The organism is Halomonas sp. LMYGS-3, from assembly GCF_059509875.1.
Genome location: NZ_JCAKFQ010000004.1, coordinates 172144 through 186516 on the forward strand (window position 1 = coordinate 172144; position 14373 = coordinate 186516).

The 14373-nt window shown below is 66.7% G+C and carries 16 protein-coding genes; 6 read left to right on the forward strand and 10 right to left on the reverse strand.

Annotated features, from left to right (window positions below; all coding sequences use genetic code 11):
- Positions 1–94 precede the first annotated feature (94 nt).
- The 7 genes from mnhG to AC5W54_RS05625 are packed head-to-tail and all read right to left on the reverse strand — an operon-like array spanning position 95 to position 5983.
- Positions 95–499: a monovalent cation/H(+) antiporter subunit G gene (mnhG, locus tag AC5W54_RS05595; RefSeq protein WP_495961090.1), complete on the reverse strand. Its 405-nt coding sequence runs from the start codon at positions 497–499 to the stop codon at positions 95–97.
- The gene (locus AC5W54_RS05600; protein ID WP_495961091.1) at positions 492–761 is read right to left on the reverse strand and encodes an MrpF/PhaF family protein; all 270 of its coding nucleotides are present in this window, start codon (positions 759–761) and stop codon (positions 492–494) included. The genes mnhG and AC5W54_RS05600 overlap by 8 nt, the downstream gene beginning before the upstream one ends.
- 21 nt (positions 762–782) lie before the next feature.
- The gene (locus AC5W54_RS05605; protein WP_495961092.1) at positions 783–1256 is read right to left on the reverse strand and encodes a Na+/H+ antiporter subunit E; all 474 of its coding nucleotides are present in this window, start codon (positions 1254–1256) and stop codon (positions 783–785) included.
- The gene (locus AC5W54_RS05610) at positions 1253–2827 is read right to left on the reverse strand and encodes a Na+/H+ antiporter subunit D (RefSeq protein WP_495961093.1); all 1575 of its coding nucleotides are present in this window, start codon (positions 2825–2827) and stop codon (positions 1253–1255) included. Before AC5W54_RS05610 ends, AC5W54_RS05605 begins: the two co-directional genes overlap by 4 nt.
- Positions 2824–3171, reverse strand: a complete 348-nt coding sequence (locus tag AC5W54_RS05615; RefSeq protein WP_495961094.1) for a Na+/H+ antiporter subunit C — start codon at positions 3169–3171, stop codon at positions 2824–2826. Before AC5W54_RS05615 ends, AC5W54_RS05610 begins: the two co-directional genes overlap by 4 nt.
- A gap of 54 nt (positions 3172–3225) precedes the next feature.
- Entirely contained in the window at positions 3226–3657 is a 432-nt protein-coding gene (locus AC5W54_RS05620) for a Na+/H+ antiporter subunit B (RefSeq protein ID WP_495961095.1), read from the reverse strand.
- Positions 3650–5983, reverse strand: a complete 2334-nt coding sequence (locus AC5W54_RS05625) for a putative monovalent cation/H+ antiporter subunit A (RefSeq protein ID WP_495961169.1) — start codon at positions 5981–5983, stop codon at positions 3650–3652. The genes AC5W54_RS05620 and AC5W54_RS05625 overlap by 8 nt, the downstream gene beginning before the upstream one ends.
- A gap of 401 nt (positions 5984–6384) precedes the next feature.
- Between AC5W54_RS05625 and AC5W54_RS05630 the strand changes: the two genes are divergently transcribed.
- The 6 genes from AC5W54_RS05630 to AC5W54_RS05655 are packed head-to-tail and all read left to right on the forward strand — an operon-like array spanning position 6385 to position 12279.
- Positions 6385–9195 (forward strand): monovalent cation/H+ antiporter subunit A, encoded by a 2811-nt coding sequence (locus AC5W54_RS05630; protein ID WP_495961096.1) that lies wholly within the window; start codon positions 6385–6387, stop codon positions 9193–9195.
- Positions 9195–9536, forward strand: a complete 342-nt coding sequence (locus AC5W54_RS05635; RefSeq protein ID WP_495961097.1) for a Na+/H+ antiporter subunit C — start codon at positions 9195–9197, stop codon at positions 9534–9536. Before AC5W54_RS05630 ends, AC5W54_RS05635 begins: the two co-directional genes overlap by 1 nt.
- Positions 9533–11074, forward strand: coding sequence for a monovalent cation/H+ antiporter subunit D (locus tag AC5W54_RS05640; protein WP_495961098.1), 1542 nt, complete (start codon positions 9533–9535; stop codon positions 11072–11074). Before AC5W54_RS05635 ends, AC5W54_RS05640 begins: the two co-directional genes overlap by 4 nt.
- Positions 11071–11568: a Na+/H+ antiporter subunit E gene (locus AC5W54_RS05645; RefSeq protein ID WP_495961099.1), complete on the forward strand. Its 498-nt coding sequence runs from the start codon at positions 11071–11073 to the stop codon at positions 11566–11568. The genes AC5W54_RS05640 and AC5W54_RS05645 overlap by 4 nt, the downstream gene beginning before the upstream one ends.
- Positions 11562–11831 (forward strand): K+/H+ antiporter subunit F, encoded by a 270-nt coding sequence (locus AC5W54_RS05650; protein WP_495961100.1) that lies wholly within the window; start codon positions 11562–11564, stop codon positions 11829–11831. The genes AC5W54_RS05645 and AC5W54_RS05650 overlap by 7 nt, the downstream gene beginning before the upstream one ends.
- Positions 11832–11841: 10 nt before the next feature.
- The gene (locus tag AC5W54_RS05655) at positions 11842–12279 is read left to right on the forward strand and encodes a Na+/H+ antiporter subunit G (RefSeq protein ID WP_495961101.1); all 438 of its coding nucleotides are present in this window, start codon (positions 11842–11844) and stop codon (positions 12277–12279) included.
- A gap of 18 nt (positions 12280–12297) precedes the next feature.
- Here the strand turns inward: AC5W54_RS05655 and hemH are convergent, their stop codons facing one another.
- From hemH to AC5W54_RS05670, 3 genes are all read right to left on the reverse strand, one after another.
- Positions 12298–13383, reverse strand: a complete 1086-nt coding sequence (gene hemH, locus AC5W54_RS05660; RefSeq protein WP_495961102.1) for a ferrochelatase — start codon at positions 13381–13383, stop codon at positions 12298–12300.
- Positions 13384–13578: 195 nt separating this feature from the next.
- Positions 13579–13881, reverse strand: a complete 303-nt coding sequence (locus AC5W54_RS05665; protein ID WP_495961103.1) for a DUF6482 family protein — start codon at positions 13879–13881, stop codon at positions 13579–13581.
- Positions 13882–14029: 148 nt separating this feature from the next.
- On the reverse strand, positions 14030–14323 hold the full coding sequence (locus AC5W54_RS05670; protein ID WP_495961104.1) for a hypothetical protein: 294 nt from the start codon (positions 14321–14323) through the stop codon (positions 14030–14032).
- Positions 14324–14373 lie beyond the last annotated feature (50 nt).

Here is a 14373-nt window from a genome sequence, read left to right on the forward strand (position 1 = left end):
GAATCCACGCCCAGACCAGAGGCGGCGCCCTCGTTTCGTGAGCGTGCACCGGCCACCCGGAGCTGGCCGGCGTGTCCAACTGGGCGCCGAGGGCTCAGGAGGGATCGCTCTCCTTCGGCTGACGCTTGGCATTGGCTTCGGTCTCGAGCCCGCTCTTCAGCTCGTGGGTCAGGGGATCGTAATTGGGGCGCAGTTCGTCCTTCACCGTGCCGCTCCACAGCTTGGAGCCGACGAAGTAGCCGGCCCGGCCGATCACGTGGGCGGCTACCGGCGCGGTCATCACCACGAAGACGATGATCGCGAAAGCGCGCGCCACCACGGCCACCTCACCGAAATGCAGCGCCACCGCCAGCATGATCAGGATCACCCCCAGCGCCGCGGCCTTGGTAGTGGCGTGCATGCGGGTCAGCAGGTCCGGGAGGCGCAGGATGCCCAGGGCCGCCAGCAGCATGAACAGCGCACCGGAGAGGATGAAGGTCCCCTTGATGAACTCAATCATCGCGTGGCCCTCCGCGTTCCAGGAAGCGGGCGAAACCGATCGCGGCCAGGAAGCCCATCAGGGCGATGACGATGGCGGCATCGAGAAAGCTCGATACCTCGGTGGCGATGGCATAGAGCCCCACCAACCCCACCACGATACTGGCGAACAGCTCCAGCGCCACCACCCGATCGGGCAGACTGGGGCCACGCACCACCCGCACGAAGGCCAGCACCAGGGCCAGGCCCATCAGCACCTGGCTGATCAGGATCACGATCTCCACGGCGTCACCTCGCGGCCAGACTCAGCGAAACAGTTCCAGGGCACGGTATTCCAGTTCCTTGAGGTTACGGCGCAGTTCCTCCTCGTCGTCGAGGAACATGGCGTGGATGTAGAGCACCTTGCGGTCGTCGGAGACGTCCAGGCTCAGGGTGCCCGGGGTCAGCGAGATCAGGTTGGCGACCATGGTGATCTCGAGCTCGGTAGTCGCCGCCAGGGGCATGGCGATCACCCCCGGCTTCATGAGCCAGGGCGGGGTGAGGATGTCGAAGGCCACCTTGAAGTTGGCCATCAACAGCTCCTTGATGAAGAAGCCGAGGAACTGCAGGATGCGCGGAATACGCGCCGGATAGCCCCTCAGCGCCTCGACCTGGGGCTCGATCAGTACCAGGGCGATATAGCCAAAGACCAGGCCCACCACCAGGTTGAGGCCGGTGAAGTCGCCACTGAGGATGACCCAGGCCAGCGCCAGCAACAGGTTCCAGATCGCTCCGGTCATGGGCTCACCTCCTCGGGCGGCGCCTCGAGCAGGGCCTCCCCCACGTCGGCCCCCTGCCCCAGCACGGCCTCGATATACCCCTGCGGGTTCATCAACTGGTCGCCGATGGTGGTCATGATCACCATCAGCGGTTGGGCGAAGACCCCGATCAGCACCGCACAGAGCGCCAGCCACCCCACCGGCAGGTACATCAGCCACAGGCTCGGCTTGACCATACGGCTGTCGTCCCCCACCACCATCTCCGCCTCGGGCACCAGGTTGTCTTCGGGCAGTGCCTTCCAGAACACCTCGTGCCAGATCTTGACCATCGAATAGAGGGTCATCAGCCCCACCGCCAGGGCGATGCCGGTGACCACATAGGCCTCGGCCTCGATACCGGCGCGGACGATCACGAACTTGGCGAAGAAGCCCGACAGCGGCGGCACCCCGGCCAGCGAGAAGGCGGAAATGAAGAAGGACACGGCGAGCCACGGCCGCTCCCGATAGAGCCCCCCCATCTTCTTGAGCTGGTAGGTGCCCTGCAACCGCCGGGTGATGCCGCTGATCAGGAACAGGTTGGTCTTGACCACGATGTTGTGCATCACCGCGAAGATGCCCCCGGCAATGGCCAGCGGCGTGAACAGTGCCAGGCCGAGAATCATGTAGCCGATCTGGCTGACGATATGGAACGACAGGATGCGGCGGAATTCGTACTGGGCGGCCGCGCCCAGCACGCCGGTGACCATGGTCAGGGCCGCCCCCCAGATCAGCAGATCCTGAGTGTAGTCCATGGTCTCGTTGAACATCAGTGTGAACACCCGGAACAGGGAGTAGACCCCCACCTTGGTCAGCAGCCCGGCGAACAGTGCCGATACCGCCACCGGCGGCGTGTGGTAGGAGGCCGGCAGCCAGAAGAACAGCGGAAAGGCCGCCGCCTTGATGCCGAAGGCGACCATGAACATCACCGCCAGCACCTCGACCATGCCGCGGTGCTCCGCCTCGGCCAGGCGCAGGGCGATGTCGGCCATGTTCAGGGTGCCGACCATGCCGTAGAGCAGGCCGATGGCGGTGAGGAAGATCACCGAGGCCAGCAGGTTGAGGGTCACGTACTTGATCGCCCCCTCCATCTGCGCCTTCTCGCCACCGAGGATCAGCAGCGCGAAGGAGGCCACCAGCATCACCTCGAACCACACGTAGAGGTTGAAGATGTCACCGGTGAGGAAGGCACCGGCGACCCCCGCCAGCAGCAGGTGCATCAGAGGATAGTAGCCGAACTTCTCGTGGTCGGGGCCGGTGGTGGCCAGCGAGTAGATCGCCAGCGCCAGGCCGATGATCGCGGTCAGCACCACCATCACCGCACTGAGCGTGTCGGCCACCAGGGTGATGCCGTAGGGGGCCTCCCAGCCACCCATCTGGATGGTCACGTACCCCTCGGCGGACACCGAGGCCATCAGCCACAGGGCCACCACCAGCAGGGCCAGGTTGCCGGCCACGGCGGTGAAGCGTTGCATGGGACGCGAACGCCAGAACAGCAGCGAGATGGCGCCCGACAGCAGCGGCAGGAGGACGGGAAGTGCGACTTCGGGCCTCACGTGTCGGTATCCTTCATCTTGTCCAGGTCATCGGCTTTGACGATCTCGTAGGCGCGGCGAATCAATACCACGGCGAAGGCCAGCACACCGAAGGCGATCACGATGGCGGTCAGCACCACCGCCTGGGGCAGCGGGTCGGCGATCGGGCCCGGTGGCACCAGCATCCCCTCGGGAATCAGCGGCGGGGCGCCTCGGGTCATCCCCGCCGAGGTGAAAATCAGCAGGTTGGCGGCGTTGGACAGCAGCATCAACCCGATCACCAGCTTGACGATCGAGCGACGCAGCATCATGAAGATCGCCGCGGCGTAGAGCAGCCCGATGGCCACGGCCATTACCGGCTCCATGTCGGATCTCCCCTGCGGGTGGGCGAAACGGCGCCGGCGGCGCCACGCATGCGCTCAAGGCTCATCCTTGTCCACCTCCATCAGTGTCATGACCATGGTCAGTACCGAGCCCAGTACGGCCAGGTAGACGCCGATATCGAAGATCAGTGGTGTCGATGCCTTGAAGTCGATGCCGGGAATCGTCCACCACTGGGCGGTGAGGAAAGGCTGATCCAGGAACCAGGCCGGGAAGACCGAGAGCATCCCCAGCAGCAGCCCCAGGCCGATCAGGTCCCGCGGGTCGACCATGCGCAGCACCTCGCGGGTGGCGCTGACCCCGAAGGCGAACAGGTAGAGGGTGAAGGCCCCCGCCGCCACCAGGCCGGCGATGAAGCCGCCGCCCGGCTCGTCGTGGCCGCGCAGCAGCAGGAACACCGAGAACAGCAGTTGCAGCGGCATCAACAGTCGGGCGGCGGTGTTGAGGATGATGGTGCCGGACTTAACCATCGATGGACTCCTTGGCCGGAGCGGCCTTCTTCGGCGGCTTGCCCGGGGCACGCAGCTTGAGCATGGCGAAGACGCCGATGGCCGCCAGCGCCAGCACGAAGATCTCGCCCAGGGTATCGAGTGCCCGGAAGTCGACCAGGATCACGTTGACGATGTTGCGGCCGTGGGCCAGCGGCGCACTGTTCTCGATCATGTAGCCGGAGATCGGAATGAACTGGTCGATGCTCCAGGACGTCAGGATCAGCAACGTGATCAGCACCCCCACGCTGCCGGCGACGATGACATCGCGGACCCGCTCCAGCGGCGTGGAGAGGCGGGAGAAGCGTGGCAGACGGAACAGCACCAGCACCAGCAGGATCACCGTCAGGGTCTCCACCAGCAGCTGGGTGATGCCCAGGTCCGGGGCGCTGAAGAGGATGAAGGTCAGGGCGATGGAGAACCCCATGATGCCCACCGAGACCACGGCGCCGAGCCGCGAGCGTGAAATGGTGGCGAACAGCGCCCCCATCACCATCACCCCGGCGACGACCGCCTCGTGGAAGCGCACGTCCAGGCTGAAGGCGAACTCGGGCGCATGGCGCAGCAGCAGCGAATTGCCCACCAGGGCGATCAGGGTGAGGATCATCACCAGGATATAGTTGCGCATGTAGCCGTTCTGCAGCACCCGGGTCTGCCATTCGGAGACCACCACCACCTTGTCCATCAGCGCATCGTAGCCGGCCTCCGGACCCCGGGAGATCAGCGGGTCGAGGCGTGCCAGGCGCGCCCTCACCCGATCCCAGCGGCGGAACAGCAGGTAGCCGAGCGCCAGGCTGACCAGCGACATCACCAGCGGCAGGTTGATGCCGTGCCACAGCGACAGTGACACCGTGACCGGCTCGCCCACCACCGCCGACGCCGCGGCGGTGAGCAGCCGCGCGCCGGCCAGCACCGGCACGAGTCCCAGCAGCAGCGACAGCACGGCCAGCACCGCCGGTCCCAGCAGCATGGAAACCGGGGCCTCATGAGCCACCCGCGGGGTCTGGCGCCGCTGACCGAAGAACGGCCGCAGCGCCACGATCGCCGCCACGGCGATGGTCAGGAAGGCCGCGGTGAACGCGAGCAGCACGATCAGCCAGCGAAAGGCGCTGGCCTCGAGCACCGACTCGAACATCAGCTCCTTGGCGATGAAGCCGAACAACGGCGGCACTCCGGCCAGCGACAAGGCGGCGATCATCGCCACCAGCGCGGTGACCGGCATCAGCGGCCGTAACCCGCCCATGGCGGTGACGTCCTTGGTACCGGTCTCGTGGTCGAGGATGCCGGCCACCATGAACAGGGCGCCCTTGTAGAGCGAGTGGGCCAGCAGGAAGGTGACGAAGGCGATCAATGCCCCTTCGGTGCCGATGCCCAGCAGCATGGTCAGCGCCCCCAGCGCCATCACCGTGGAGTAGGCGAGCAGCTTCTTGACGTTGGTGTGACGGATCGCCAGGAAGGCGCCGGTGAACATGGTGAAGGCCCCCACGACCGAGAGCACCCCGACCCACATCTCGGTGCCGCCGAGGCCCGGCTGCAGGCGCGCCAGCAGGTAGATGCCGGCCTTGACCATGGTCGCCGAGTGCAGGTAGGCCGAGACCGGGGTGGGGGCGGCCATGGCGTTGGGGAGCCAGAAGTGGAAGGGGAACTGGGCCGACTTGGTGAAGGCCCCCAGCAGCAGGCAGATCAGCAGCGGGGTGTAGAGATCATGCTCGCGCAGGACGTCGCCCATGGTGTTGAGCTCGGCCAGCGACCAGCTGCCGCCGGCGATGCCCAGCATCACCAGCCCGGCCATCAGCGCCAGCCCCCCGGCCACGGTGACGAAGAGCCCCTGGCGGGCCGACTTGCGCGCCTCGAGGTCGGCATGGTTGAAGCCGATCAGCAGGTAGGAAGTGATGCTGGTCAGCTCCCAGAACACGAACAGCGTGATCAGGCCGTCGGCCAGCACCAGCCCCAGCATCGAGACCATGAAGGCCAGGATCACCACATGGAAGCGCACCAGGTCCGGGTGTCCCTTGAGGTAGCCCCCGGCATAGATCAGCACGAAGGTGCCGATCACCGTGATCAGCAGCGCGAACAGCAGCGACAGGCCATCGATGACGAAGGTCAGGCTCATGCCCAGGGCCGGCACCCACTCCAGCGCCAGGGTCAGCACCTCCCCGTCCATCACCTCCGGTATCCGGCCCAGGAACCACAGCGCCAGGGCCGCCGGGAAGGCCGCCAGCACGAAGCTGGTCCGGGCGTCGCACCAGCGATGTACCAGGGGCGCGAAGGCGGCCAGCACGAAACCGGATAGCACGGCGAGTTGCATCACGCGAAAGTCTCCTGATCATGGTCGCCACCCCTGCCCGCCGGGCAATGGAGGCCTGTTCGCTGGATGTTCTACACCTGATGAACCAGGCGATCTTCGCCTAATGGATGACCCGGCTCGTCGGCCAACAGCCTGTTTATCAAAAGTGAAAGCCTATAGACTCTCGCCGACGACTGGCAAGAAAGGGCGTGTGTCCACCATAAACGAAGGACAGCATTGTAATCATTACATGATGATTATTCAGCTGTTTTCGCGCACGCCGACGCACGGCAGTTCCCCCGACTGCCTTGGAAGGACGAGCCTGGCGGCACCAACCGCATCGGACGCCACCGATAACAGCGACGACTCCGAGCGCGTGGCACGATGCAGACTACGCCGCCTCAGCGTGGACCAAGAGCCCGATGTCATTGCTGTGGATCCTCATCCTGACCCTGGCCGGCCCCCTGGTACCGGTAGTCGCCTCCCGTCATGGGCGCCGGTCCTGTGTCGCCGCCACCCTGGTCGCCCCGCTGCTGGCCCTGACCCTGATGCTCATGCACGGCCCGGCGGTGGTCGGCGGTGACGTCGTCAGTCAGTCGCTCGCCTGGATGCCGTTGCTGGGCCTTGACCTGGCGCTGCGCATCGACGGCCTGACCCTGCTCTTCGGGCTGCTGATCCTCGGCATCGGCAGCCTGATTCTCTTCTACACCGGCTACTATCTCCGCGCCGACGAGGACGACGGCCGCTTCCTGGCCTACATGGTGCTGTTCATGGGCGCCATGCTGGGCATCGTCATGGCCGACAACCTGCTGCTGCTGTGGCTGTTCTGGGAGCTGACCAGCCTCTCCTCCTTCCTGCTGATCGGCTTCTGGGGTCACCGCAGCGACGCCCGCCGCGGCGCACGCATGGCGCTCATCGTCACCGGCGCCGGGGGGCTCGCCCTGCTCGCCGGCACCCTGCTGATCGGCCAGGTGGTGGGCAGCTTCGCCCTCGCCGAGGTGCTGGCCGCCGGCGATACGCTCCGCGCCTCGGCCCACTACCCGCTGATCGTGGTGCTGGTGCTGCTCGGTGCCTTCACCAAGTCGGCCCAGTTCCCCTTCCACTTCTGGCTACCCCACGCCATGGCCGCCCCCACCCCGGTATCGGCCTTCCTGCACTCGGCGACCATGGTCAAGGCCGGGGTCTTCCTGCTGGCGCGCTTCCATCCCGCCCTGGGCGATACCGCCCTGTGGGCCGTCACACTGTCACTGGTCGGCCTCGCCACCCTGCTCTACGCCGCCTGGTTCGCCCTGCTCGAGCGCGACCTCAAGGGAATACTGGCCTTCTCCACGATCAGCCACCTGGGCCTGATCACCCTGCTGCTGGGCCTGGGCAGCCCGCTGGCGATCGTCGCCGCGGTGTTCCATATCCTCAACCATGCCACCTTCAAGGCGGCGCTGTTCATGAGCGTGGGGATCATCGACCACGAGACCGGCACCCGCGACATCGACCGCCTCGGCGCACTGTGGTCGATGATGCCGCTCACCGGCACCCTGACGCTTCTCGCCGGCGCCGCCATGGCGGGCTTCCCCCCCTTCAATGGCTTCCTCTCCAAGGAGATGCTCTTCGAGCAGAGCCTGGTCAACAACCTGCTGGGGGCGCTGAGCGGCATCATCCCGCTGCTGGTGGTCATGGGGGCCATCCTCTCGGTGGCCTACTCGTTGCGCCTGATCTGGAGCCTGTTCTTCGCCGCCCCCAAGCTGACCCGGGAGCAGAAGGCCCAGCCACCGCTCCAGGCCCACGATCCGGCGAAGGGCATGCTGGCGCCGGGCCTGTTCCTGGCCGCCATGAGCCTGCTGGTCGGTCTCTTCCCCATGACGCTCGCCGCCCCGCTGGTCAACGCCGCCAGCCTGGCGGTGCAGGGCGAGACCACCCCGCTGTTCACCCTGGCGCTGTGGCACGGCCTCGACCTGCCGCTGGCGATGAGCGTGGTCGCGGTCGCGGGCGGCATCCTGGTGCTGCGCCTGCACAAGCGCTTCGCCGACATTGCCGCCCTCTTCCCCACCCGGAACGCCGGCCTGGTTTTCGAGGCTGCCATGCTACGCACGATCAAGGCCTCGCTGTGGCTGACCCTGCGGCTGGAAAACGGCTCGCTGCAGCGCTACCAGGCGCTGCTGATCCTCTGCGCCCTGGCCATGGCCGGCATCGGCCTGAGCCGGCTCGACACCCTGACCGGCGCGCGTGGGCTGCAGCCAGTGGACGGCATGCTGGTGCTGGGGGCCGCGCTGATGGTCTTCGGTGCCATCGGCAGCGCACTGAGCCACCGCTGGCGGCTGGTCTCTCTGCTGATGCTCTCGGTGGTGGGCCTGACCGTGTCGCTGACCTTCGTGCGCTTCTCGGCCCCGGACCTGGCCCTGACCCAGCTCTCGGTGGAAGTGGCGTCGATGATCCTGCTGATCCTGGCACTGTTCTTCCTGCCCCAGCGCCCACCGCTGCTGGTCTCCGGTCGCCGCATCCTGCGCGACCTGCTGCTGGCCACCTCCCTGGGGCTGGTGGTGGCGATGCTCAACTATGCGCTGCTGACCCGGGAGACCCTGAGCATCGCCGATTTCTTCCTGCGCGAGAGCCTGCCCGGCGGCGGCGGCACCAACGTGGTCAACGTCATCCTGGTGGACTTTCGTGGCTTCGACACCCTGGGCGAGATCAGCGTGCTGACCCTGGCGGGACTCGCCACCTTCAAGCTGCTCAACCGCCTCAAGCTGTTCATGCCGGCGGGCAACCTCGAAGGCATCCGCTGGTCGCGGCACCGCTACCCGATGATCCTCGCCGTGGTGGCGCAGATCCTGCTGCCCCTGGCGCTGCTGGTGTCGGCCTACATCTTCCTGCGCGGCCACAACCAGCCCGGCGGCGGCTTCATTGCCGGTCTTGTCACCGCCGTGGCGCTGATCCTGCAGTACATGGCCCGCGGTCACGACTGGACCCATGAGCGACTACCGATCTCCTACCAAGTGGTGGCCGTCTCGGGGCTGGCCATCGCCACCCTCACCGGCATGGCCAGCTGGCTGTTCGGCTACCCGTTCCTGACCTCGGCCTTCGGCCACTTCGACGTCCCATTGATCGGCGAGGTCGAGCTGGCCTCGGCGATGCTCTTCGACGTGGGGGTCTACCTGGCCGTGGTCGGCGCCACCCTGATGATCCTGATCAACCTGGGCCGGGTCACCACCATGCACCGCCCACGCCCGGAGGAACGCTGATGGAAATCCTCTTCTCCCTGGTGGTCGGCGTCCTGACCGCGAGCGGGATCTACCTGCTGCTGCGCGGTCGTACCTTCCCGGTGATCGTCGGCCTGACACTGCTCTCCTACGCCGTCAACCTCTTCCTGTTCTCCACTGGAGGCCTCAACACCGATGCCGCAGCGGTGATCGGCGAATCACTGAGGCCGTCCGACCCGCTGCCCCAGGCCCTGGTGCTGACCGCCATCGTCATCGGCTTCGCCATGACCGCCTTCGTGGTGATCCTGGCCATCCGGGCCCGCAGCGAGCTGGGCAGCGACCACGTGGACGGACAGCAGGGCGAAGTGGGAGACAGCCGATGAGTCAGCACCTGCTCGTCCTTCCCATCCTGCTGCCACTGCTCGGTGGCCTGGGGCTGCTGCTGGCCGGCAAGGCCAGCGACGACACCCACCGACGGGTCAGCGTTGCCCTCACCGCCACCCTGGTGGTGATCGGCGCCTGGCTGCTGGCCCGGGCCGGCAGCGGCGAGCTGACCTTCTATGCCCTGGGCAACTGGCAGGCCCCCTTCGGCATCGTGCTGATGCTCGATCGCCTGTCGGCACTGATGGTGGCCCTGACCTCGGTGCTGGCACTGGGCTGCGTGCTGTTCGCCTGCGCCGGCGACGACGTCCGCGGCAGCCACTTCCACGGCCTCTTCCAGCTCCAGCTGATGGGCCTCAACGGCGCCTTTCTCACTGGCGACCTGTTCAACCTCTTCGTCTTCTTCGAGATCCTGCTGATCGCCTCCTATGCCCTACTGATGCATGGCGGCGGCAAGGCGCAGGTCGGCGCGGGCCTGCACTATGTGATCCTCAACCTGGCCGGCTCGGCACTGTTCCTGGTGGCCCTCGGCGTGCTCTACGGCGCCACCGGCACCCTCAACATGGCCGACATGGCTCGCCGCCTTGCCGCCATGTCCGGTGACGAGGTGGCACTGGTGACCGCCGGCGCCCTGCTGCTGGTGGTGGTCTTCAGCCTCAAGGCGGCGCTGCTGCCGCTCTACTTCTGGCTGCCGCGGACCTACTCGGCGGCCCCGGCCCCGGTGGCCGCCCTGTTCGCCATCATGACCAAGGTGGGGCTCTACGCCATCCTGCGGGTGCAGTCGCTGATCTTCGTCGACAGCCCGGCCGCCGCGCCGATCGCCACCTGGCTGTGGTGGTCGGGCCTGGCCACCATCGCGCTGGCGGGCATCGGTGTCCTGGCCGCCCGCGACCTGCGCCCACTGATCGCCTACCTGGTGCTGGTCTCGGTAGGCACCCTGCTCGCCGGCACCGCCCTGGCCACCCCGGCCGCCAACACTGCCCTGCTCTACTACCTGCCCCACACCACCCTGATCTGCGGAGCCCTCTACCTGATCGCCGACCTGATCGGCCAGCAGCGTGGCAAGGCCGGCACCCGCCTGGTACGGGCCCGCCGCCTGCATCAACGCTTCCTGCTCGGAGGGCTCTTCCTGGTGGCCGCGGTGGCGGTCGCGGGCCTGCCGCCCCTGGCCGGCGCACTGGGCAAGCTGCTGCTGCTGCAGGCGGTGGACGGCGCGGCGCGGCTGTGGCTGTGGCCCCTGCTGCTGCTGGCGGGGCTGTGCGCGCTGATCGCCATGTCGCGCGCCGGCTCGGTGTTCTTCTGGGCCAGCTACAAGGGCGAGGTGGCCGCCGGCCGGGTCAGCCGGGCCCAGCTCGCCGGCGTGATGTGGCTGCTGGCCAGCGCCCCATTGCTGGTGGGCTTCGGTGGCCCGGTGAGCGACTACACCAGGGCCACCGCGGCACAACTGGCCGCCCCCAAGGCCAAGATTGCCCAACTGTTCGGTGACGAGGCCGTGAGGGACATGGTGCAGTTCCGCGAGTTGCAGGGGAAAGCCCGATGAGCCTGTTCTCCCGCCTGGTTCCCACCCCCACGCTGTCGCTGGTGCTGCTGACGGTCTGGCTACTGATGGTGCGCAGCATCGCGCCCGGCCAGTTACTGCTCGGCGCCTTCCTCGCGGTGGGAATCCCCCTGCTGACCCGGGGCTTCTGGGAACCACTGCCGCGCGTGAAGCGCCCCCTCAAGCTGGTGAAATTCGTGCTGGTGGTACTGTGGGACATCATCAAGGCCAATATCCAGGTGAGCCTGCTGATCCTCTCCCCGCGCCGCGAACCCCACCCCGGTTTCGTCGAGTACCCGCTCGAGCTCAAGGACCGGCTGACCATCACCCTGCTGGCCAACACCATCACCATGACCCCCGGCACCGTCTCCACCAACCTGCGCCTGGATGGCTCCTCGCTGCTGATCCATGTGCTGGACATGGACGACGAGCAGGCCCTGATCCGCGAGATCCGCGACCACTACGAGCGGCCGCTCAAGGAGATCTTCGAATGCTAGACACCGCGCTACTGGTCAGTTTGATGCTGATCGTGCTGGCCATGGCCATGAATATCTATCGCCTGGCGGTCGGCCCGGACATTCCCGATCGCCTGTTGGCGCTGGACACCCTCTACGTGAACTCCATCGCGCTGATCGTACTGCTGGGCCTGTGGCTCAACACCAAGATCTACTTCGAGGCGGCGATGCTGATCGCCATGCTCGGTTTCGTCAGCACCATGGCCATCTGCCGCTACCTGCTGCGCGGCGACATCATCGAGTGAAGGAGGTGCCATGCTGTTCTATGTGATCGCCGAAGGCGTGATCGCCTTCCTGCTGGTTGCCGGCGGCATCTTCGCCTTCACCGGCTCGCTCGGCATGCTGCAGTTCAAGGACTTCTTCATGCGCCTGCACGGCCCCACCAAGGGCACCACCCTTGGCATCGGCTGCGTGCTGATCGCCTCGATGCTCTACTTCACCATCACCCAGCGCGAGTTCCATGTGCAGGAGCTGCTGATTACCCTGTTCCTGTTCATCTCCGCCCCGGTGACCGGCCATATGCTGGCCAAGACCGGCCTGCACATGCACCTGCGCTTCATCACCGGCACCCGCGGCTCCACGCCGGAGTTCCGTGACGAGGACGTGGGCCAGAGCCGGGTGGCACGCCCCGCCAAGGCCCGCCACCCCTGGAGAACACGTCGCCAGCGCAAGCGCCCGACGCTGCCTCGCTGAGCCACCGGACGGGGCGCATCACCAGCCCGCGAGTTCGTTCTCGATGACCGCGAGCAGCGCGGCGATATGGTCGTCGCGGTCGTTGAGACAGGGAATGTAGGTGAACCGCTCGCCGCCGGCCTCGAGGAAGCTCGCCTTGATCTCCTCGTTGATCTCCTCGAGGGTCTCCACACAGTCGGCGGCGAAGGCCGGCGAGATCACCGCGATGTGCTTCCTGCCCTGGTGGGCCAGCTCGGCCACGTGCTCCACGGTGGCCGGCCCCACCCACTCCTCGGGACCGAATTTCGACTGGAAGGCGGTGACGATGGCGTCGTCCGCCCACCCCAGACGCTCCTTGAGCAGCCGCGTGGTCTTCTGGCACTGGCAGTGGTAGGGATCCCCCTCCGCCAGAAAGCGCTTGGGCACGCCATGGTAGGAGGCCACCAGCACCTCGGGAGCGGTGTCGGCCGCTGCATAGGCCTCGCGCACCGAGGCGGCCAGGGCATCGAGATACGCCGGGTGCTCGAAGTAGGCCGGCACCGTGCGCAGCGCCGGCTGCCACTTGAGCTTCATCAGCGTGCGGAAGGCCTGGTCGTTGGCCGTGGCGGTGGTCGGCGAGGCGTACTGGGGGTAGAGCGGAAAGAACAGGATCCTCTCGCAACCCTGGGCCTGCATCCGACGCAGCACGCTGTCGGTGGAGGGGTTGCCGTAGCGCATGCAGAAGTCGACCACCACCCGGTCACCATAAGCCGCGGCCAGCCCCTCGGCGACCTTGCGCGTCTGGTCGCGGGTGATGGTCAGCAGCGGGCTCTCGTCCTTCTCGGTATTCCAGATGCTGCGATAGGCCTTGCCGGAACTGAAGGGGCGGCGGGAGAGGATGATCAACTGCAGCAGCGGCTGCCACTTCCAGCTCGGGTAATCGACCACCCGCTTGTCGGAGAGGAATTCACCGAGGTAGCGGCGCATCGACCAGTAGTCGGTGGCGTCCGGCGTGCCCAGGTTGGCCAGCAACACCCCGACCCGCTTCTTCGGCACCGGCGGGTGGTCGGCCGGGGCCCGGGCCGGGCGTTCGCTCCCCGCCCGGCCCAGGCCGAAGGGCCCCTGCTCCAGATTGGCTGATGTCATGCGTGCGCATCCTCCCGGTCGTGACGGCTCGGCTGTCGCACAGTCTATCAGGGGATGGGCGGAAAACGGGATAAAGTTGTACTATTGACGCGATTTGTATAGCTCGGGATCAAGCCCCCTCCGGCCCTCCTCGCCTTCGCGCCCGCCTAAGGCAGGCGCGGAAGCGGGAAAGCTGGCGGAAGGCGTGGGGCGGAATCAGAACACCAGCGGCATGCGCGAGGTGAGCGGATCCCGATAGTGGGCCTCGCGCCCGATCACCTCGTCGTGGGGCACCTGTTGCACCAGGTAGGCACGGTGGATACCGGCGCGCTTGAGCTCGAGATAGACATCCTCGAGGGTGCGGAACAGCACCGGCTTCCCGGACCGGGTCAGCATGTGGCGCCCCCCTTCCACGTCCTCCAGTTCCACCTGGTAGACGTGACTACCGGCGTGGCCGATCACGCGGATCTCGAAGTTGTCGTGGCTGGCCACGAGGGCCTTGAGGTCGTTGAATTCCATGGTTCCCTCCAACTCACGGGCGACGTGCCCGGACGGCGCATCACGAATGACGGATACAAATTGGGCACAGCATGGCTGCGCCCGATGACGGTGTCGTGTACCCGACATTATCGTTATGTGACCCGGGCCTAGGCATCAGGTTCCCGGTTCACTGGTAATCGGAGGGATCGATGGCCTTGCCCAGGGAGTTGCGATCGACCCACTTGCCGGCCTTGGTCTCCTTGTAGCGGAACACCACCCGGTCGCCGACCTGCACCGGCAGCTCGGCGTCCTCGGTCTGGTAGCTGTAGCTCTCGCCGTCCACCACGAGGTGATACCGGTAGAGGTCCGGCATGCCCAGCCACTCCTTGAAGGGGCCTTCGCGCTCCAGGGCCTGGAGCTCGCCGCGGGCCTCGAGTTTCGGGGTACGACGGCGATTGCCGCGTCGGAATCCGCCTGCCATGCTGCCTCCTTCGCTGTGGTCAAGGGGTGGGCATTATACGGGGCCGGAGG